This is a genomic window from Pedobacter nyackensis (assembly GCF_900176505.1).
GTDB lineage: Bacteria > Bacteroidota > Bacteroidia > Sphingobacteriales > Sphingobacteriaceae > Pedobacter > Pedobacter nyackensis.
Genome location: NZ_FWYB01000002.1, coordinates 25,237 through 47,150 on the forward strand (window position 1 = coordinate 25,237; position 21,914 = coordinate 47,150).

General features: G+C 39.8%; 15 protein-coding genes. 8 read left to right on the forward strand and 7 right to left on the reverse strand.

The window, feature by feature from the left end:
• The first annotated feature begins 150 nt into the window (after positions 1-150).
• Positions 151-687 (forward strand): hypothetical protein, encoded by a 537-nt coding sequence (locus B9A18_RS04355; protein ID WP_084287471.1) that lies wholly within the window; start codon positions 151-153, stop codon positions 685-687.
• Positions 688-692: 5 nt separating this feature from the next.
• Here B9A18_RS04355 and B9A18_RS04360 read toward each other — a convergent pair whose 3' ends face one another.
• A complete protein-coding gene (locus B9A18_RS04360; protein WP_084287472.1) occupies positions 693-2,147 on the reverse strand; it encodes a L,D-transpeptidase family protein in 1,455 nt (484 codons plus the stop codon).
• A 150-nt stretch (positions 2,148-2,297) separates the two neighbouring features.
• Here B9A18_RS04360 and B9A18_RS04365 point away from each other — a divergent pair, with 150 nt between their 5' ends.
• The 5 genes from B9A18_RS04365 to B9A18_RS04385 all read left to right on the forward strand — a co-directional run bounded on the left by B9A18_RS04365 (position 2,298) and on the right by B9A18_RS04385 (position 12,200).
• Entirely contained in the window at positions 2,298-3,872 is a 1,575-nt protein-coding gene (locus tag B9A18_RS04365; RefSeq protein ID WP_084287473.1) for a histidine kinase, read from the forward strand.
• 147 nt (positions 3,873-4,019) lie between these two features.
• The gene (locus tag B9A18_RS04370; RefSeq protein ID WP_084287474.1) at positions 4,020-6,650 is read left to right on the forward strand and encodes a zinc-dependent metalloprotease; all 2,631 of its coding nucleotides are present in this window, start codon (positions 4,020-4,022) and stop codon (positions 6,648-6,650) included.
• A 21-nt stretch (positions 6,651-6,671) separates the two neighbouring features.
• On the forward strand, positions 6,672-10,022 hold the full coding sequence (locus B9A18_RS04375; RefSeq protein ID WP_084287475.1) for a SusC/RagA family TonB-linked outer membrane protein: 3,351 nt from the start codon (positions 6,672-6,674) through the stop codon (positions 10,020-10,022).
• Positions 10,023-10,033: 11 nt separating this feature from the next.
• Positions 10,034-11,356 (forward strand): RagB/SusD family nutrient uptake outer membrane protein, encoded by a 1,323-nt coding sequence (locus B9A18_RS04380; RefSeq protein ID WP_084287476.1) that lies wholly within the window; start codon positions 10,034-10,036, stop codon positions 11,354-11,356.
• An 88-nt stretch (positions 11,357-11,444) separates the two neighbouring features.
• Positions 11,445-12,200 carry a LytR/AlgR family response regulator transcription factor gene (locus B9A18_RS04385; RefSeq protein WP_084287477.1) on the forward strand — a complete coding sequence of 252 codons (756 nt, stop codon included), beginning with the start codon at positions 11,445-11,447 and terminating at the stop codon, positions 12,198-12,200.
• 328 nt (positions 12,201-12,528) lie between these two features.
• On the opposite strand, the gene B9A18_RS04395 is transcribed toward B9A18_RS04385, so the two are convergent.
• Together B9A18_RS04395 and truA are read right to left on the reverse strand one after the other, a co-directional pair.
• Complete coding sequence (locus tag B9A18_RS04395; RefSeq protein ID WP_084287479.1) at positions 12,529-14,298, reverse strand: ABC transporter ATP-binding protein; 1,770 nt, start codon at positions 14,296-14,298, stop codon at positions 12,529-12,531.
• A 2-nt stretch (positions 14,299-14,300) separates the two neighbouring features.
• A complete protein-coding gene (gene truA / locus B9A18_RS04400) occupies positions 14,301-15,041 on the reverse strand; it encodes a tRNA pseudouridine(38-40) synthase TruA (RefSeq protein WP_084287480.1) in 741 nt (246 codons plus the stop codon).
• An 89-nt stretch (positions 15,042-15,130) separates the two neighbouring features.
• On the opposite strand from truA, the gene B9A18_RS04405 reads away from it, so the two are divergent.
• Both B9A18_RS04405 and B9A18_RS04410 read left to right on the forward strand, forming a co-directional pair.
• Entirely contained in the window at positions 15,131-15,595 is a 465-nt protein-coding gene (locus tag B9A18_RS04405) for a DUF4293 domain-containing protein (protein WP_084287481.1), read from the forward strand.
• Between the two features lie 84 nt (positions 15,596-15,679).
• A complete protein-coding gene (locus B9A18_RS04410; protein WP_200816310.1) occupies positions 15,680-17,569 on the forward strand; it encodes a DEAD/DEAH box helicase in 1,890 nt (629 codons plus the stop codon).
• A gap of 91 nt (positions 17,570-17,660) precedes the next feature.
• Here B9A18_RS04410 and B9A18_RS04415 read toward each other — a convergent pair whose 3' ends face one another.
• The 4 genes from B9A18_RS04415 to B9A18_RS04430 all read right to left on the reverse strand — a co-directional run bounded on the left by B9A18_RS04415 (position 17,661) and on the right by B9A18_RS04430 (position 21,896).
• Positions 17,661-18,011 (reverse strand): hypothetical protein, encoded by a 351-nt coding sequence (locus tag B9A18_RS04415; RefSeq protein ID WP_084287482.1) that lies wholly within the window; start codon positions 18,009-18,011, stop codon positions 17,661-17,663.
• 55 nt (positions 18,012-18,066) lie between these two features.
• Positions 18,067-19,065 carry an NAD(P)H-dependent glycerol-3-phosphate dehydrogenase gene (locus B9A18_RS04420; RefSeq protein ID WP_084287483.1) on the reverse strand — a complete coding sequence of 333 codons (999 nt, stop codon included), beginning with the start codon at positions 19,063-19,065 and terminating at the stop codon, positions 18,067-18,069.
• A 75-nt stretch (positions 19,066-19,140) separates the two neighbouring features.
• A complete protein-coding gene (locus tag B9A18_RS04425; RefSeq protein WP_084287484.1) occupies positions 19,141-20,505 on the reverse strand; it encodes an efflux RND transporter periplasmic adaptor subunit in 1,365 nt (454 codons plus the stop codon).
• Between the two features lie 32 nt (positions 20,506-20,537).
• A complete protein-coding gene (locus B9A18_RS04430; protein WP_084287485.1) occupies positions 20,538-21,896 on the reverse strand; it encodes a TolC family protein in 1,359 nt (452 codons plus the stop codon).
• Positions 21,897-21,914: the final 18 nt, after the last annotated feature.

A 21,914-nucleotide genomic window follows, 5' to 3' on the forward strand; every position in this document is an offset into this window, starting at 1 on the left:
GTTGTAGTTGATAAAGAAGGAAACATCATCGAGAAAAACCTTCGTGGAGAAACATTAGATAAAAAACTGAAAGAGATTTTTGGCAAGTAAAATTATATGGGCTGCGTCAATTGGCGTAGCCCTTTTTCAATTATTTAAATCTTATATCAAATGAAGAAGATCATATTATCATTATTGCTGCTAACTGGTTTATCAGCTATTAAAGCCAACGCACAAATGGGGGCAGCCACAAAAGTTAAATGGGACATAGAAAAAGACGTGGTCATCAATATGGAAATGGATAATGTATGGGAAATTTTCAACAACAATGAGCTGCAGAAAAAAGCCTCAAATGGATATGTAAGTGCCATTGAGGTGATAGATGCAAATATGCCTGTATCCAGAAAAATTGTCTTTTCAAATAGCGGTAGCCGTGTGGAAAATATCACTCAGAATGAAGCGCACAATAAGCTGATCGCAATAAATTTTTCTGACACCAACCTACCTAAAGGAATTAAATCAGCAGAATATGCCATATTTATCAAAGCCAAAGACAGCAAAACGGCTGTGATTTGGAGAGCCAAAATTAATGGTAACGAAGAAGCCAAAAAGGCTTTGATCGAGCAGTTAACGGCAGAATTCGACAGCTATGCTGTGGGTTTGGATAAGATGACGAAAAAATCGGTTCCTGCGGCTCGTATGAACTAACAACTCTAAAGCTGATCCCTCATTGCCATATATAAAATCTCATCAAGTTCGTAAATATCAGGGCTAAACAGAATCCCTCCTTTTCCATCCGCTCTTGCGGTATAATACGTAATACTAATTGGAACCTGCGCTGGCAAACCGATATACTTAGCTCTTGGATATCCACTTTGCATACCGCTTTTGATTTGATCGTACTTAGGACCTTTATCAAAAAGGGCAAATGCTAATTCCAGTGGCTTCTCTACACGGACGCATCCATGACTCACAGCACGAACTTTCTTTTTAAAAGCAGATTTCACTGGCGTATCATGTAAATAAACACTGCTTTCATTTTTAAATAAGAACTTTATTTTACCCAATGAATTTTGTTGACCTGGCCGTTGTTTAAATGAATAACTGCCAACATCCACTGTCGACCAATCTATTGATTCGGTATTATACACCCGCTTATCTTGCTTGTATACAATAATGTTATTATTGTCGAGATAATACCTATCATTCGCGACATATTTGCTGATTTCATTTCTTACAATACTTGCCGGTATATGCCAAATCGGGTTTACCTGCACACTGTAAATGTGACTATTCAGCTGGGGTGTTTGCTTATCGGCCTCTCCTACGCAAACCTTCATATTCAATATTGATTTCCCCTTATCCATCACGTCCAGACTATAATCCGCAATATTGATGACTACATACTTGGATTCAAGCGGCATATTTTTCCACCTAAGTCGTTCCAGGTTTACTTTTAAAATCTCATCTATTTCGGCAGTACTTTTTCCTGGCATCTCGATCTGTTTCTTTAAGGCCATTTGCAAAGCAACATACTGAGCGCTTTTGGGTTGGATACTATCGAGGTAGTTTTTAAGATTTTTCACTTCCAGCACCTGCAGCATGGAAACGCTATCCGCCTTTCCTGTTACAGAAAAATAATTTGAATCAATTTTAGATGGGTCGACAAGTCCAAACTGCAAAGTATTGCTGTATTTAAGCAAGGCACTGGCTACCGTTAATTCCAGTTCAACAGTGTCCTTGTACTTATTTACAACCGATTTTTTACTGGAAAGCTCCTCCATTCTTTTTTTAACATCATCTGTAAAAAACAGTTTAGGGTCCAGTCCATGCATCCCTGCTGAATCAAGATAAGAGACCATTACTGCCAGTTCCCCATCCGGTAAAAACTTCGGAACCAATACAGGTTGAAATCCCTTGTTCACATAAAAATTCCTGATCACTTCAGGATAGCTCAAGTCGTTCAGGTTATTCTCCAGCACTTTCTTAAACACCGACTGGAAGTCGATTACCTTCTCCCTGGGAATGGCTTTTAAAGACACCTCATTTACAAATAAGGCACTCGCCTCATGTGCAGGCGGAGGCGAGACAACAGCACGCTTAACCCCACAGGATAAACAAATTGATATCCCCCACAGTAAAAGCAATATGTTGATTTGTGCTTTCATCAAACAACGCGACTATACAATTGTAACAAACTGATATTAAGAATGTTTCAAAGAAACCAAGCGTGCATAATTGTTTACATTCAGTTTATATGTTTTTAACTTGTTTAAAGAAAAAATTACCTTAATAGTTATTTTCTACATCTTTGCAGGATGAAATCCCCCATCTTCAGCTCAAGATACTTCATCGTTATAGGCCTTTTTATATTACTGTGTTTCACAGCGATAGGGATTTTCATTTCGTTAAAATTCAGTAAGCGGGCGGAGCAGATCAGTATAGAATTGGCTACAAAAAGCTATCAGCTGAAATCAAACATCATGCACAATGAGTTTAAGGATCTGATAAAAGGGATCAGCAACTCAGAAGCTATCCTGCCCCAGATCAACAATAAAGATGATTTCAGAAATCATGAGGGTACTTTGGAGGCGATCTTACTTAACCATTCAAAAGTAGATAAAGGGTGGTACGCTATTGCCGGTAAAAACGATACTGTTTATAGGGCTATTCAAAAAATCGGAAATACTTATCATCATACTCCTATTTTAAAACACCAAAAAAATTGGATCCAAAGCCAGCTTGCACTAAAAGATACAATAGTAAACAGAGGAAAACTTGTTTCTGTAGCAGATACCATGCATTGGCTGGTTGGCTCAAAACATCAACTTGCAGATTCTACAATATTAATGTTCGGTCTGGACATCAACCTCAAACAACTTCAGTATTATTTAAGGGATGTAGATGCTTATGGTATGGCCTACCCTTTCATAGTAGACGAGGATGGCTATTATGTGACCAATCCTGAGGAAAAGTTGATTGGAACAAAAATACCTTCCCCAGTAAATCCCTTATCTGGGAAGATCTTCCTACGCGATAGCCTCAGCAGCTATGAAATGGTATTTTCTTCCTATCTCGAACTCCCCGTAATACGTTACTATACTCCCTTGAATATTTCCGGAATGAGATGGACTATGGTAATAGATACCCTGGTATTATCGGTAGATGAGGATGTAAAAGCAATTGAGAAATATTTGATGTTTATGTTCGCTACAACGGCCTTGGTGATCCTGTTGTTGATTGCCTGGGCACAGGCTAAATGGCAAAAGGAATTTGCTGAAAAACAAGCGTTGAGTCTTGTTGCTGAACGTCAGCAAAAAGACAATGCGTTGCTTCAGCTCAATACGCTTAAGGAAAAGGTGAACCCACATTTCTTATTCAACTCGTTAAGCTCTTTAAATGCATTAATAGAGAAGGACCCGGAACTGGCACAATCATTTGTTGTAAAATTATCCCGGGTTTACCGATATGTGCTTGAGTCGTACCCCAATGGTCTGGCCACTGTGGCCGAAGAACTTCGCTTTGCAAATGAATACTTCTTCCTGTTGAGAATAAGATTTGGTGATGCGCTGGAGCCTTTAGACATACAGGTGTCTGAAGCACATTTACAGGCTTTTATTCCATTCATGAGTCTGCAAACACTAATTGAAAATGCAGTGAAACACAATGTGCTTTCCAAAATGATGCCGCTTAAAATCAGCATAAAAAGTGAAGATGACTATATTGTAACCAGCAATAACCTCCAGTTACGCAATGATGTAAAGGATTCGGGAAAGCAAGGACTAAGCTACCTTCAAAGTACTTATGCATATTTTGGTTCGAAACAATTTAGCTATGGTGAAGAGGGAGATGTTTACAAAGTTTATCTACCTCTGTTAAAGGCTACTGAATAAGCGTAGTAAAAAACATTTAAGTTTAACGATGTTATAACATCTAATTAACATTTTCTTCACTCCTTAAAACTGCGCCTTCACACTACTAAAGTGCCTGCTCACGCTGTATAGTTTCATAATACACAAACATTCAGGCATTTTAGAGTTATGATTTTAAATAAGACTTCGCTTATAGCTTTATTTATTCTTATCTCAGCGATTAGTATAAATGCGCAAACTTCTAAAAAACTTCCTAAAGTTGCAGCAAAAAAAGTCACTGTTAAAACGCCAAAGAAAGCAGAGCAGGATACGACTAAGAAAAACACTTTAAAGGATTATAAAAGCCTTTTAAAAAATGCAAAAACGCTTAATGGTGTTTTCAAAGTACATCAGGTAGAGACGGATTATTATTTTGAGATCCCCTTAAAACTGATGGATAAAGACTTTTTATTAGTCAACAAAATATCTTCAGTGCCATTGGCCATTAACGAAGCCGGTGTAAACAAGGGAATGAATTACGAAAATAAAGTAATTCGTTTTCACCCTAACAAACTAGCTAAAACGGTATGGGTAAAAACCATCGTTCCCCAGGTAGAATCGCCCGCAGGAGATGCAATTACCCAATCGGTAAAAGACAATTTCGTAGGTTCTGTAATTGAAACCTTTAAAATTGAAGCTTACTCACCTGACTCATCAGCTGTAGTCATCAAAGTAAATAAAGTATTTGATGGTACAGAGAAGAGCTTTAACGATGTGTTTACCAACATTGGCTTAGGTACCAGTCCTAAAACCGCTTTATCTGGCATTGAGCACATGAAGAGCTTCCCTGGAAACGTAGTGGTACGCTCGTTATTAAGCACTTCGGTTACAGAGGGACAAAGTACAATCGCTATCAGCGTTGCGGTAACCACTAACCTATTGCTATTACCGGAAAAACCAATGAAGCCTCGCTTTTCAGATGCCAGAGTTGGCTATTTCACTACACCAAGATGGTATTTCTCAGATACACAGCAAAAACTGGAAACCAGAGAACTGATTACCAAATGGAAGCTGGAGCCAAAAGCAGCCGACAGAGCACGGTACCTGAAAGGTGAACTGGTAGAGCCGGAAAAACCAATCGTATATTATGTTGACCCATCTACCCCAAGACAATGGGTACCTTATATTATTGAAGGGATAAAAGACTGGCAGGAAGCATTCGAAGCCGCAGGTTTTAAAAATGCTATTCAGGCGAAAGAGGTAACAGACACTGCTGATTTTGACGGTGACGATGTTCGCTATTCGATGGTTACTTATGCTGCTTCTCCAAAATCAAACGCCATGGGGCCATCTGTTGTGGATCCACGTACTGGAGAAATTCTGGAATCAGATGTAATCTGGTGGCACAATGTGATGACCTCTTTACAGTATTGGATGCGTGTACAAACAGGTGTTATTGATCCCGGAGCAAGAAAAAACAACTTTAGTGTAAAGCAAATGGGGCATGCTATCCGTTTTGTATCCTCACATGAAATAGGTCATACTTTAGGTCTCAAACACAATATGGGCGCTTCTGCAGCATACCCTGTAGATTCTCTACGTTCGAAGACTTATACAGCTAAAATGGGTGGCACAGCTCCTTCGATTATGGATTATGCCCGTTTTAACTATGTGGCACAACCTGAAGATCAGGTAACCAACATCACCCCACAAATTGGCGTATACGATAAATATGCAATTGCATGGGGTTACAGATGGTTGGATACTGAAGATCCACGTAAAGAACTGGAAATCCAGAAAGAATGGATTAAAGCGCACCAACACGATCCTTTGTATCACTATGGTGAGCAGCAAAGCGGTTTAAATGTAGTAGATCCAAGATCACAATCAGAAGATCTGGGCGACAATTCGGTGAAAGCAAGTGAATATGGTTTAAAAAACCTGCAGCGTTTGGTTCCTCAGATTTTAGACTGGGCAGCAGAACCGGGAGATTCTTACTATCAGGCAGGGAAACTTTATATGGCAACCGTATGGCAGTGGAACACCTATGCTGATCACGTGATGTCAAACATTGGTGGTTACTATCTGGAAAGCCCTGTAGCCGGAGATGGTAAAAAAACTTACACCCCGGTTCCTAAAGAAAAACAACAAGAAGCCTTGAACTACCTTAAAAGGGAATTGTTTAACCTTCCGCAATGGTTGTTTAATCCGGAGTTGTTATCAAGCACATTTGCGATTAAAGATACGCCGGTTGGTCCTTACGAATACGGTCCTTATAACTTAAAACGTGAGCAACAAGCATCCCTGATGTACAATTTAGTAAATGATGAGCGCTTATTAAGATTGCTGGAAATGGAATCGCTTCATGGGAAGGATAAAGTGTACACGGTTTCACAATTGTTGAAGGAGATTAGAGAAACGATATTTAAACAAACGGTAAGTGGCAAATCACTTACGTTGGATCAGCGCATGACTCAACAGAACTATGTTGATGCATTATTGGTGAGTTCTGATAAACTGATGGAAAAAATAAACAAAAAAGCCATTAAGTCTTTAAATACTGTAAAAAACAACTTACCTGAACTTTGTGATCTTACTCCTCGCGCTTTTCAAGAAAACGCTGCTGTTAGAGGCGATGAACTGAGAAATGTTTACGTAAATGCAATGACCAGGACTTCAGATGTAGCATCTGCTAAAAGAGGTGAACTATTGAAGATTCTAACCCTTTTAGAAAAAAATAAAACCCGTGCTGGTGAGGAAACTCAAAATCATTACATGGATCTGATCTTAAGGATCCGCCAAAGCTTAAAAATCAATTAAACTATCCATAATTTTGTAATAATGAACAAATTACTACTTTTTCTTTTCCTGCTCTCGGTTGGCTTTAAAGGCTATACTCAGGAACAAACCACGGTTACCGGAACGGTGCTGTCGGCCGAAGACGGAAAACCCATTCCCGGAGCTTCGGTTTTCGTTGACAAATCTGGCATTGGCGAACAGTCGAGTCCAGGTGTAATACAAAATACCGTTATCGGAGCTATGACTGATGCTAACGGTCACTTTATCTTAAAAGTTCCTGCTAGAACTACTTATTTAAAAGTAAGTTATCTGGGGTATACTACCACAATGGTAGACATCACCAACAAAACCAAAATCACAGTTTCATTAAAAAACGACGATAAAGTATTAGGTGAGGTAATTGTAACTGGTTATGCAGACATTGCCAAGCGTAAAAACACGACTTCAGTAGCAAAATTAGATTACGAGAAGGTTCGCCAGAATGGTGTTGCTGGTGTTGATCAAATGCTGGAAGGGCAAATCGCAGGTGTATCTGTAGCTAACTTAAACGGTGGACCAGGTGCAGCTCCAAAAATCAAAATCCGTGGTACCGTTTCATTAAATGGAACACAAGATCCTCTATGGGTATTGGATGGTCTTCCTTTAGAAGGAACAAACTTGCCCAACAAACTTACTGATAAAGACAACATCGATCAGTTACGTAATTTGCCTATTGCCGGATTAAATCCTGATGATATTGCCGACATTACGATCCTTAAAGATGCGGCTGCAACTGCCATTTATGGTGCGCGGGCAGCAAATGGTGTAATTGTAATTACAACCAAAAAAGGTAAAAAAGGTCCTATGGCAGTTAACTTTTCTGCAAATACTTTTATTTCAGATCGTCCGGACTTATCTAAGCTTAACCTGATGAACTCCAACCAAAAGGTAGATTTTGAATTAGGAATGGCTTCAAGACCAGATCTTATTTACAGAGATAATCAAGGTTCTGTTGCCAGGATTTTGAATAAAAGCGGAGAACTGAGCAATTATAGAACTAATGGTTTTTCAGGCTTAACGGCAGGCACACAGGATGCAATCAATGCATTAAGAGGCAATAACACAAACTGGGCTAATGAATTATATCAAACCGCTCTAAACCAACAATACGGTTTAAGCTTATCTGGTGGTAGTGATCAGGCTAATTATTATTTTTCTTCAGGATATTATAACGAAAAAGGTACCACGATCGGAACCGGTATGGAACGTTATAACATTACCTTAAAAACAGATTTCAACCTTAGTCAGAAGTTAAAAGCAGGTGTTGCAGTATTTGGGTCTAAAACAAATCGCAAGAATTACCTTACAGATCCCGATGGTTACACCAATGTAAGTACGTATTCAAGAAATGTAAACCCTTATCAAACGGTTAGAGATGCCAATGGCAATTATGCATATGACCTTGACATTTTGGGTACCGTAAATGGCGATGTTTACCTTCCGTACAATTTCCTGGAAGAACGTGCAAACACTCGTTATACGCTGGGTAATAAAAGTGTTAAAACTGTAATGGACCTAAATTATGAGATCAATAGAGCCTTTAACATCCGTACAGAGTTAGGTTTACAGTTTGAAGATACCGGAGTTGAAAAATATGCAGGGCAGGAAAGTTACAATACCCGTAAACTGAGACAAAGCAGTAGTTACTTTAATTCTGGGCTTGGTAAAACCGATTACTTCTTACCTCTTGGTGGTGTAATTACCAACCAGAACACTTCATTTTTCCAATACAACTGGAAATCAATCCTGGAGTATAAAAAAGTATTTGCTGAAAACCATGAAGTTGAAGCCCTTGCAGGAACTGAGCTAAGAAGGACTTATAACGAAGACGTGCTGACCAGAGGTTTTGGTTTTAATGAACGTACTTTAACCAATCAGAACATTGTATTTCCAAATGCGGATTTTGCGAAGAATCCAAACTTCAATAGCTATCAAAAAGGGAAACAGGAGAATGCCTATGCATCATTCTACGGTACTTTATCATACACTTACGACAGGAAATATACATTATATGGAAGTATCCGTTACGATGGATCAGATCTATTCGGTGTAGATCCTAAATACAGATATCTACCTATTTATTCCGTTTCGGGTGCATGGAATGCTAAGGAGGAAAAGTTTATCAAAGACATCAACTGGATCTCTAACCTCCGTCTTCGTAGTTCTTACGGTATTCAAGGAAACATAGACAAAACTACTTCACCATTTGTGGTAGGTAATTATAGCAATGCAAATATTTTACCAGGAGGAAACCAACCTACCATTTCGGTAACCAGTCCTCCAAACAATAAACTTCGCTGGGAGAAAACATCAACTTTCAATGCAGGTTTAGACCTAGGTTTATTTAACAATGTGGTACAGGTAACTTTTGACTATTACAACCGTTACAGTAAAGACCTAATCGGTACAGAGGCTTTACAATTGGAAAATGGATTTGATTTTACCAATGCTAACTTTGCAAGGGTAAAAAACAAAGGCTTGGAATTAAGTATCTCTACCAGAAACATTCAAACAAACAATTTCCAGTGGTCAACTGATTTCAACATTGCCCAGAATAAGAGTAAAGTCGTTCAGGAGAAAATTCGTCCGAATCAGCTGACTCCTTCAAGAGAAGGATTCCCTGTTGGGGCAATATTTGTATTGAAAACTGCAGGATTAGATGCCAACGGTATTCCTCAATTTATGAAAGATGGTCAGGTAGTTTCTTTAGAGAATTTCTATAAGCTATATGATCCATGGGCAGATTTCTTCCCTGGGGAATTAACCAGCACAGCATTATCTAATGAAGAATTTAGAAATCTATATACTTATGCAGGTGATATGGAACCTAAGTTTACTGGAGGTATTACCAACCGCTTACGTTATAACAACTTTGATTTCGCTGTAACAGCAACTTTTAACATCGGACAAACCGTATTGGCCAGACCACAATATAACCCTGCACAAGTGGATAGAGGAAGAAATTATTCTACTGATATTTTAAATGCATGGTCACCAACTAATGCTGGCAGCAACATGCCTGGTATTTTTGGGAAAGACAGCTTTGATGGTGAAAGATATATGGCTTACAACTGGCTAACAGGCTTTGATGCGAGTAATTCTTACAACAATCTGGATGTTTTCTCTAAAAAGATAAGCTATATGCGTGTAAGCAGTATGCGTTTGGGATACTCACTTCCTGCAGCTATTGCTGGAAAAGTTAAAGCAAATACCTTAAGAGTAAGCATTGAAGCAAGAAATCCATTTGTAATCAGTACCGATTATAAAGGATATTTTGATCCTGAAACCTACGGTAATATTTATGCTCAACCGATATCAAGAAGTATTTCGATTGGTTTAAATGCTACTTTTTAATTAATAACGAGATGAAGAAATTAATCATATTAAGCGCTGTACTACTTTCATTAAGTTTAAGCAGCTGTAAAAAATATTTAGATATAGAGCCTGTGGGAAGAGTAATTCCTACCACTGCAGAGGATTTCAGAGCATTATTGAATGCAGGGTATGCGGGCTTTGCCCAGCATAAATCTTTATTAGCCGCACGTACTGACGAATTGGTTTTGAACGAATTCAATGATGATTTCCCATTGTATCGTGATATTTATAAATGGAATGACATCAATCCTGATGTCTTGTCTATTCAATTCCATTATATTGATTTTTACAGGACCATTTTCAACGCCAATACAGTAATCTCTGATGTTGAAGCAAGAGCAGGTGTAAATACTGAAACTGCACAACTTAAGGGTGAAGCTTATTTGTTACGTGCCTACAGTCATTTCGAGTTGCTTAACTTATATGCGAAGCCTTATGATAAAAACACAGCAGCAACAGATCGTGGTATTCCTCTTTCTTTAAAAGTAGATCTGGAACACATTTATACACCAGCAACAGTAGCTGTGGTATATGACCAGGTACTTGCTGATATTGCAGAAGGGCAAAAACTATTAAATGTTAAAACTTTTGAGGCTGGTAAAAACTACCGCTTTACTACACGTGCTGCTTTTGCTTTGTTGGCAAGGGTACGCGAATTCAGAGGAGAGTATGCTGAAGCTTTAAAAGCAAGTAAGGATGCATTAGCTTTAGACAATCAATTGGAAGATTTAAATGCCGCTGGCGCCGTACTTCCGAACAACTATTTAGCTAAAGAAAACATCATGTCGATGGAATCACCATTTAACAATGGTATCAACAGACTGGCCAGAATTTCAGCACACCTGATTGGCCTATATAATCAGACCGACGATCTTCGCTTTGCGAAATACTTCAGCAAATCCGGCAGTAACTATGTTGCGCTAAAAGGAGCTTCAGATGCAAATAAGATTTCCTTCCGCAATGGAGAGTTATATCTGATACAGGCTGAGGCAGCTTTACAAACCAATGATCAGGCTTTGGCAGTTCAGAGTTTATTGGCTTTAAAAGCGAAACGATTAACTCCTGCGTACTATACAACTGAAGCAACCAGAATTTCAGCACTGGATAAAAACGCCCTTTTACAGGAAATCCTGGTAGAAAGAGAAAGAGAGTTGGCGCTGGAAGGTCAGCGTTGGTATGATTTAAGACGTTATGGTCAACCACAAATTACGCACACTGTAGGTGGAGAGGCTTTCATACTTCAAAAAAACGATCCAAGATATACGATTCGTTTCCCTAAAGATGCCATTGCAAATAACCCTAACTTGCAATAGTCATTAACGAAAACAGGAATTTAAACTCCGGTCTGTATTTTCTCAGACCGGAGTTTTTTTTTACTTTTACGCTCAAGCATAAAAATTAATGAGGGTATTAATTATTGAGGATGAAGAACTGGCAGCTGATACGCTGGAGAAAATGCTCGTGCACATTAATCCCAACATACAGGTACTGGCCATTTTAGGCACAGTTGAGGTGGCTGTAAACTGGCTAAGTAAGAACACTGCTGATTTGTTGTTCATGGACATCCATCTTGGTGACGGGGAGAGTTTTGAGATCTTTCAACAAGTGATTGTCGACAGCCCTGTTATTTTCACTACCGCTTACGATCAATACACCTTAAAGGCTTTTAAAAATCAGGGTATTGATTACCTGTTGAAACCCTTTGATGAGGATGATGTACGGACTGCACTTACCAAGCTTAACACCATTAGAAAAGCTTCAGAAATGCCCCTGCAACAAGTACTGCATAGGTCAGGAACGCCTGCCGGCAAATTACGTAACCGCTTCATGGTAAAAATGGGTCAGCTCATTAAAACCGTTCAGGCAGAAGACGTGGCTTATTTCATGGCAGAGGACAAATACCTTTTCCTGATTACCAAGGATAAGCAAAATTACATCATTGAAGAGACAATTAGCAGTCTTGAACCCCAGCTCGACCAGTTCGTTTTTTTTCGCATCAACCGCAAGTTTATCATCAACATCAGCGCCATCAAGGAGATGTATAAGCTCTCAAGAAACAGGGTAAGGATTGTGCTTATCCCCGCTCCTGCCGATGGAATTGAAGTCATCGTTAGTGAAGAACGTGCCGAAGCATTTAAAAACTGGCTTGATCAATAGGCACATACCATTAATTAACATCTGCTTATGTGAAAATGTGGATAAGTTGATAAAAACCCTCTTTAATGACTAAAGTTCTTAGTAGTTTTACAGGATGAAGACTGGATTTTATATAATTCTTACCTCCGTAATTTTTGCTGGACTATATTTTGCTGCTATTAACATGGAAAACCCAATACCTGTATATGCAGTAGGGTTAGCGATGTTAGTGCTGTTTATCTGGGGTTTATCCAGGCGTTCAAAGAAGGCTGCACAAAGAGCATACAGAGAACAGATGTTCCAGCAGCATATGCGAATGACCCTCCGCAACCAGTGGCATTAATTCCGATTATTTTTCAACACCGATAGAGTTAAACTGTAAATCATATAATCTTTTATAATAACCGTTTAATTTCAGCAATTCCTGGTGGGTCCCCATTTCCATAATCTCCCCTTTATCTAATACGAGTATTTTATCGGCTTTTTGTATGGTCGACAAGCGGTGGGCGATTACAATTGAGGTACGGCCCTGCATCAAGTTCTCTATGGCCCTTTGAATCAACATCTCAGTTTCTGTATCCACTGAAGAAGTGGCCTCGTCCAACACTAAGATAGAAGGGTTGTATACCAGCGCCCGAATAAATGAAATCAACTGGGCCTGACCTGCCGACAGTGTTGCTCCTCTTTCCATCACGTTGTACTGATAGCCTCCAGGCAAGCGCATGATAAAATCATGTGCCCCAACTTTTCTGGCTGCATCAACTACCTCCCCCATACTGATATCAGGATTATTTAGCGTGATGTTGTTGAAAATTGTATCTGAAAACAGGAAGACATCCTGCAAAACAGTAGCAATGTTGCTACGCAGATGATTGAGTTCGTACTCCTGAATTTTTACTCCATCAATCTTAATTTCTCCTTTTTGGATTTCGTAGAACCTGTTCAGGATATTGATGGTAGAAGATTTTCCGGCTCCTGTAGCGCCTACAAGTGCAATGGTTTTACCAGCAGGTACCTGAAATGAAATGTCCCTAAGCACATAATTATCCTCATTATAAGCAAACCAAACCTTATCGAAAGATATAGCCCCATGCATCCTTTCAGGCACGAACGAACCTTTATTAGCCGTTATTTCATCTGTATCCAATACTTTAAAAACACGCTCTGCTCCTACCATCCCCATTTGCAGCGTATTGAACTTATCAGCAAGCTCCCGGATTGGCCTGAACAACATGTTGATGTATAAGATAAACTCGGCAATGGTACCAGGGGTTACCGCCAATGGCTTTGCCAGAATACTTCTGGAACCATACCAAACCAATAAACCTAATGACATGGCAGAAATGATCTCTACAACCGGAAAGAAAATCGAGTAATACCAGTTGGAACGGATATTGGCATCGCGGTAGCGCGCATTGATCTTTACAAACTTCTTATACTCCTGCTCTTCCCTTGCAAAATACTGAATGATAGAAACCCCTGAAATGTGCTCCTGCAAATAAGTATTAAGGTTAGAAACCTCTGTACGGATTTCCTGGAAGGCAGATTTAATGGCTTTCTGGAAAATAGAAGTAGCTATAATAAGCAAAGGCATAGGTAATAACACCACGAGGGTAAGCGCCCAATCCCTGTAAACCATTACTCCAATGATTACAATCACCATTAGAATATCACCAATGATAACGATTAAGCCTTCAGAGAAAATCTCGGCAATGGTTTCCAGGTCAGATACCGTACGGGTGATCAACTGGCCGATCGGCGTATTATCGAAATACTTTAATCTCAGCTTGGTAATGTGATTAAACACATTGATCCTCAAATCCCGGATTGCGGATTGTCCCAGCGTGTTTGTCAATAAGGTATGACTAAATTGTATACCTGCCTGCAGCACCAGCAGTACCAACATCAGGATGGTCATGGTTAATAAACCATTGTAATGACCGGTCATGATGTAATTATCCAGCGTATGCTGAATCAGATATGGTCTGGCCGGAGCAATTAGAGCCAGTAACACGGTTAGAACGATAGACAGGATGAAAATTTTACGGTAAGGCCTTACATATTGAAAAACTCTTTTCAATAAACTTACATTAAATGCATCACCTGCTATTTTAGACATATCTATTTTACAAAAGGATAAATTACATTAACTAAATACAAACCACATGCAGGAACAGACTGCCCTGCATTGCATCTGTTTTTACTTTCGACGATTTCTTTAAACTGTGCAAGGCTTAATTCCTTTTTACCTACTCTGATGAGTGTACCCACAATTGCACGTACCATGTTTCTTAAAAACCTATCAGCCCTGATGGTAAACTTTAAACCTTCGTCCTCTTTTACGAAAAAGGCTTCCATAACATTACAGTTATTGGTAAAGGTCTGGGTGTTCGACTTACTGAAGCAGGAAAAATCGGTATAAGTTAAAAGCAACTTTGCAGCTTCGTTCATGGCCTCCATATCTAAATCGCCTTTATATAACCAGGAACGATCCAGTTTAAAGGGATCTTTGTGAAAATGAAGATGGTAATGATAAGCGCGTTCGGTAGCTCCGAAACGTGCATGAGCCTCATTATCTACTTCAAAAACACGCTTTACTGCGATCTGGTAGGGCAATAAAGAATTGATACCGGTAACAGATTTTAAAGGATCGATTGCTGTTTGCAAGTCAAAATGCGCATAAAACTGCGTGGCATGCACGCCACTATCTGTCCGCCCGCAGCCCAATGAGCTAATCGGCTGACGGAAATAAACAGATAAAGCTTTATCCAGGCATTCCTGCACAGTGGAGGCGTTGGGCTGTATTTGCCAGCCATGATAAGCGGTGCCGTTGTACGACAATTCGATAAAATACCGTTGCATGTTCAATGGTACAAAATTATCTTTTTAATCGGATATCGGATTGGTTAGTATCGGCCTTTTGATATATTTGTTGAAATTATTGAACTGATATGATACAAAGAGTCCAATCTATCTGGCTGCTTTTGGCTGCATTAACACTGGTTAGTCTGTTTTTTTTCCCTTTAATGACTAAAAGCGTTAACAACACGGAATATTTATTATATATAGATGGGCATCATCAGTCGATTAAAGAGGCAAGTACCAATGTCATTAGTGTTACACCGATTGGTGCGATGATTTTAAATGGCGTAGCTATTTTATTGTGTCTGGTTTGTATTTTCCAATTTAAAAATCGTCCGATGCAAAAACGTCTGATCATGATCAATATGGTATTAATCATTGCTACAGCTGTATTGACAGCTTTAAATGCATCTTTATTCCCTGGTGGAATCGGTGGAGCATCACTCCATATCGCCTCTTCTTTATTTGTTTTAGCGATCTTGTTTTGTGTGCTTGCTGTCCGCGGAATCCGCAAAGATGAGCAATTATTGAGGTCGGCCGACAGACTAAGATAATTAATTGCCTGATTTTTATTTAGTTACAAGGGATTGAAATACCAATAATTAAACTTACCTTTGCGGCTTAATAAATTATTATACATGATAAACCCATTTAGTAAATTGGGGATAAGTGATGACGTTGTTAATGCCGTAAAGGATTTAGGTTTCGAAAACCCAACTCCTATTCAGGAACAAAGTATTCCTGTACTGTTAGAGGGCAATAACGATTTTGTTGGTTTGGCCCAAACAGGAACAGGAAAGACAGCAGCATTTGGTTTGCCGCTGTTAGAATTGATAGACTTTAAGAGCAATAAGCCTCAGGCATTGATTTTATGCCCTACCAGAGAGCTTTGCTTGCAAATTACTAGCGACATCAAGAATTTCTCAAAAAACATCAGTGGTGCTAATGTCGTTGCCGTTTACGGTGGCGCAAACATTATGCAGCAGCTGCGTGAAATTAGAAACGGTGTACAAATTGTAGTGGCTACACCGGGCCGCATGTTGGACATTATCGGCCGTAAGGCTATCGATTTCAGTAACGTGAAATTTGTAGTGCTTGATGAAGCTGACGAAATGTTGAACATGGGTTTCCAGGAAGACATTAACGATATTTTGTCTACTACACCTGACGATAAAAAAACATGGTTATTCTCTGCAACTATGCCTCCTGAGGTAAGAAGAATAGCTAAGAACTACATGGACTCACCTGTTGAGTTAACCATGGGTACTAAAAACACAGGTAACGTAAATATTGAGCATGAGTACTATATTGTACGTGCCAGAGATAAATACGCTGCTTTAAAACGCATTGTGGATTTCAATCCGGAGATTTTTGCAGTAGTATTCTGTAAAACTAAACTGGATACCCAGGATGTAGCTGAGCACTTGATTAAAGATGGTTACAATGCTGATGCTTTGCACGGAGATTTATCTCAACAACAACGTGATAAAGTAATGCAACGTTTCCGCGATCGTAACATGCAGTTGTTAATTGCTACTGATGTTGCTGCGCGTGGTATCGATGTAAACAACGTTACTCACGTAATCAACTACTCTTTACCTGATGAAATTGAAAGTTACACACACCGTAGTGGTCGTACAGGCCGTGCTGGTAAGACAGGTATCTCTATCTGTATTGTAAACTCAAAAGAACTTGGTAAAATCCGTCAGATTGAAAGAATCATTGGAAAACAGTTTACTAAAGCTGAACTTCCTACAGGTTTTGATGTTTGCGAGAAACAATTGTTTGCTTTGGTTCACAAGGTTCACAATGTTGAAGTTAACGAAAGTCAGATCGAGCAGTACATGCCTCGTATCATGGATGAGTTTGCTGAACTGAGCAAAGATGAGGTGATCAAACGTTTTGCTTCTTTAGAATTTAACCGCTTTTTGGAGTATTACAAAAATGCACCTGATTTGAACTCTTCTGCAGATGACAGAGGTGAACGTGGTGAGCGCGGAGAAAGAGGTCCAAGAAGCAGCGAAGGCTATACCCGTCTGTTCATTAACCTTGGTTCTGTTGATGACTTTACAAGAGGTGACTTGTTATCTTTTGTTTGTAACAACGGTAAAATCAGCGGAAAAGGCATTGGTAAAATTGATCTTAAAGGTGTTTATTCATTCTTCGAGGTTGAAAATGCATCTGTTGAGTCGTTATTCAACAACTTTAAAGGAGTTGAATTTAACAACCGCGGTGTAAGAATCGAAAAAACAGCTGATGGCGAAGGTGGCGGCGGTGGTCGTAGTCGTGGTGGCTTTGGTGGCGGTGGCAGACGTGAAGGCGGAAGCTACGGTGGCGGAAGACGCGAAGGCGGCGAGCGCAAAAGCTACGGTGGTGGCGGCGGCGGTAGACGCGAAGGCGGAGACCGTGGCGGTAACAGCGGTGGTGGTTTCAGAGATTTCTCTGGAAGAAGCCGTGAAGACAAAGGTGGATCTGGTGCTGGCAGACGCGAAGGCGGAAACGGTGGCGACAGAAGACGCAGGTCTTAATACCCAACCAATCATATACAAAAAAGGCCTCCGGAATTCCGGAGGCCTTTTCTATTTATCAGTAATCTGATCTGGCCAGCGCTATTTAATTTTAATTGCTTTTCTTTACCGGACGGGTTTTGATCTCTGAAGCTTTCAGATAAACCTTCCCACCTTTTTTATTAATATAGTATTTTCTGTTTTTACCATCGATATATACATTGCTCCCATCAGGGGCCATCTTACCTTTATAAACCTGATCAGCAACTTTAGCTGTACCTTTTACTGCTACCTCCGCTGTTTTATTGCCAACCTTTGTAGCGGTTTTACCAATAGTTTTGCCTGTTTTGTCGATTGCCTTACCTACGCCCGTTTCTTTCTTTTTGTCCTGCGCACTAACACTAAAAATTGATGCACTGCACATGGCCAGGGTTAACATCCCCAACAAATACTTTTTTTTCATAGCTGTATGGTTTTATACCATATAAAACCATCAACAAAGTATTTTGTTTGCAGGACTAATTCAACTGCTCTGTAAGCAAACGCATTTCAATTTGCGGCGAATGCTTTTCATAAAGAATGGCATATACCGCACGACTGATCGGCATATCTACTTTATACTTCTTATTGATGTAATGCATACAACTAACAGCATAATAGCCTTCGGCCACCATATTCATCTCCAGTTGTGCGGACTTCACGGTATATCCCTTTCCGATCATATTACCGAAAGTGCGATTGCGGCTAAACTGCGAATAGGCGGTTACCAACAAATCGCCCAGATAGGCCGATTCCTTGATGTCCCTCGAAATTGGATGAACAGCATCAACAAAACGTTTGATCTCTCTGATTGCATTGGAAATCAATACCGCCTGGAAATTATCACCATAGCCGATACCATGACAGATGCCGCTGGCAACCGCATAAATATTTTTCAATACAGCAGCGTACTCTGTCCCGAAAATATCATCCGATACATTGGTTTTAATGTAACGTGTTTGCAGTAGCGACGCAAAAAAGGATGCTGCATCTGTATTTATAGAGGCAATAGTTAGATAAGATAGTTTTTCTAAAGCAACTTCTTCAGCATGACATGGTCCGCTGATGACTAAAATATCCGACAAAGGTACACCGTATTTTTCGTTCAGGAATTCGCCGATGATTTGATTTTCGTCAGGAACAATCCCCTTGATGGCAGAAACGATCTTTTTGCCTTTTAGATGCTCAGCAGTAACCCCCTTAAGTGTTTCTTTTAAAAAGGCTGCAGGCACATTCAGGATAATATAATCGGCTTGTTTAATGACGCCCGCGATATCACCAGAGATATTATTTTCAGGAAGCCTAATTTCTACTGAACTCAGGTAATTTGGGTTGTGCTTATACTTCTGTAAATGCGTTATAGCTTCGGTGTTTCGCATCCACCAATAGATCTCCTTCGTTGAAATATTATCAGAGAGCATTTTTATAATAGCAGTAGCCCAACTACCCCCACCAATCATTGCGACTTTAGGTATCATACATTATAAATAAAAAATCCCGGTTTAATGTTTTAAACCGGGACAATTTACTTATTTAAAAAGGATTGATAAAGTTTACTTTTTACCAGGCTCAGCAAACAACTGATCCTTAGTAACTTTCTTTACCTTCATTCCGTCTTTCAATTTGTTTTGTATGGCCGAATATGGGGCAGTTACCACTTCCTGACCTGCTTTAAGTCCGGATTTAATAATGATAAACTGATCGTTCTGAATACCGGTAGTCACCTCTACCTGCTTTACAGTCTCATCAGTACTGTACAGATAAACGTACTGTTTCACTTTCTTATCGGTGAGTTTAGACTTTTGCTTTTCAGCATCATTCTGGCTATTCTCTTCTGGCTTCTTGTCTTTATCTCCATCTTTCTTTTTATCTGCCGTAAAAACAGCTTGTATTGGCACAGACAAACCATTTACAGTTTCACTTTCAATATCCACTGTGGCTGATAAACCCGGTCTGAATGGCGAAGGAAGATCTTTAGCCCCACCTTTGATGTTACTGTAAGACTCCGCAAGGATACGCACCTTTACATTAAAGTTAGTCACCTGATCTACCGTACTGGTAGCCGAACCTACATCTTTGGATGAGCTGGCAATTTCCGTTACTACTCCCTTAAATTTCTTATCCGCAAAGGCATCTACCTCAATGCTGGCCTGATCACCGACCTTAACTCTATTGATATCGTTCTCGTTTACATCTACATTCACCTCCATAGTAGAAAGATTAGAGATACGCATGATTTCCGTTCCTGCATTTTGAATGGTACCCAAAATACGGTCGCCAAGTTCTACAGACAGTTTTGAGATTACGCCATCAACGGGTGCAAAAATAGTTGCCTTTGCCAGGTTAGCGCTAGCTTCCTGAACATTGGCACCTGATTGCTCCAGGTTAAACTTAGCACCTGTAAAATCTTCTTTAGCCCTGCCCAGATTTGTTTTTGCCGTTAAGTAAGCCGCTTTCGCTGCATCAAATTCTGAAGCAGAAATCACTTTTTTATTGAACAGCTCAACATTACGTTTGTAGGTTGCCTCTGCGTTCACGAAGTTTGCTTCGGCTTGTTTAAGTAATTGTGAAGAACCAGCCACACCAGCCTTTTGAGCGCTATAAGAAGCCACTGCACGGTCGTACCCCGACTTAAGTACATCCGGACGTACTTTCACCAACAGCTGACCTTTCTTTACGATATCGCCTTCCTTAACCAACAGTTCGGTAACCTCACCAGACACCTCTGCACTCAGTTTCACCTCTGTTTCAGGCTGAATTTTTCCACTCGCAGTAACGGTTTCTACAACCTTTCTTTCAGCGGCCTTTTCAGTGGTTACCTTTTCACTTTTATCACCACCGATCACACCTGCATATACACCAACTGCAATCAGGACGATGATAATTCCTACTATAATTAATATGGGTTTTAGTTTCATGCTTTTAATATATTATTTGGTTTCCCTGAACGTTAAAAAACTATTTGTTTGCCTAAGTAGTAATCAATCACCTTTGCCTTGAACAGCAAATCGTATTTAGCTCTTATCATATCTATTTCAGCGGTATTTTTATTGGTTTGCGAGGTACTTAAATCCAGTGAATTCGCAAGACCTACATTGTAACGCTGCTCGATTACTGAAAAAGCTTCTTTCTGTGCTTCAAAAGCTTTAATTGAGGAAGCATAAGTACTACCTGCAGCTCTAAAATCGGCCACGGCCTGGTATATAATTTTATTCAGGCTATTTTTTATCAGCTGCTCATCAGCCTGGGTCTGCAGTAAATTGATCTGTGCTTTTTTAACCCCGGATCTGGCCTGTAAACCATTAAAGATAGGAATGCTCAGACTTAGCCCTACCCCTTTTGAAATGTTATTTTCTATTTGTGTGCTAAAGGATGGATTATTCGGAATGTTGTAGGAATAAAGATAAGAGGTACCATAGTTCCCGCTGAAAGACAAACTGGGGTACAGACTCCCTTTTGCCACGTCAATTCCCTTTTTGGCAACTTCAGTTTGGATGCCGGCCAATTTAACATCCGGGAACAATCTTAATGCTTCAGTATATACCTCTTCAGCATTGTACACTGAGGATGAAGCAGCTATACCCGAAGCATCGGGCATTTGAACCTCGTACTTAGTTGAAGAAGGAATATCCATCAATTGGGCCAGTGTAATCAATGAAATGGTTAGCGCATTATCGGCAGTGGTTACGGTCAACTCTGCTTTAGCTTCCTGAGATTTTGATTCGGCCAGGTCTGCCAGGGTTTTATTCCCCACATTAAAAAGCTCCTGCTGTTGCTTCAATTGTTTCTGAGCCACGGCTAACTGCTCTTTTGCAGCTTTTAAACGATCCTTATTGAACAAAATCTCCATATAGGAAGTAACCACCTGCAGCACCAGATCATTCTTAACCTTATCTGTATTTACTTTCCCTGCTTCGAGCAGCATCTTATTTTGTCTGACCTGGTTAACTTTAGCAAAGCCATTAAACAAATCAACCCCGAGCCCTATTCCCGGACTAAAACTATAAATCTGTGTATTTACAAAAACACCCGAACCAACGTTATTACGTCCCCAGTTCATACCTTGGCCAGCTGATCCATTTAAACGCGGATATTGTGCCAGCTTTGACTGCTTATAATTCTCTGTTGCCAGATCTTCGCTGAGTTTAGACTTGGTAACCTGCAGGTTATTTTGCAGCGTTACTTCAATTGCGCGTTGTACGGTAATCACTTCCTGGGCGAGCGCTTGCTGTGAAAAAGTACTAAAAAAAAACACAGATGAAGCCAGGGTAAGCTTAGTAAAAGTGGTATTGGAGATGATTGTCTTCATAGATTTTTTCACAATATT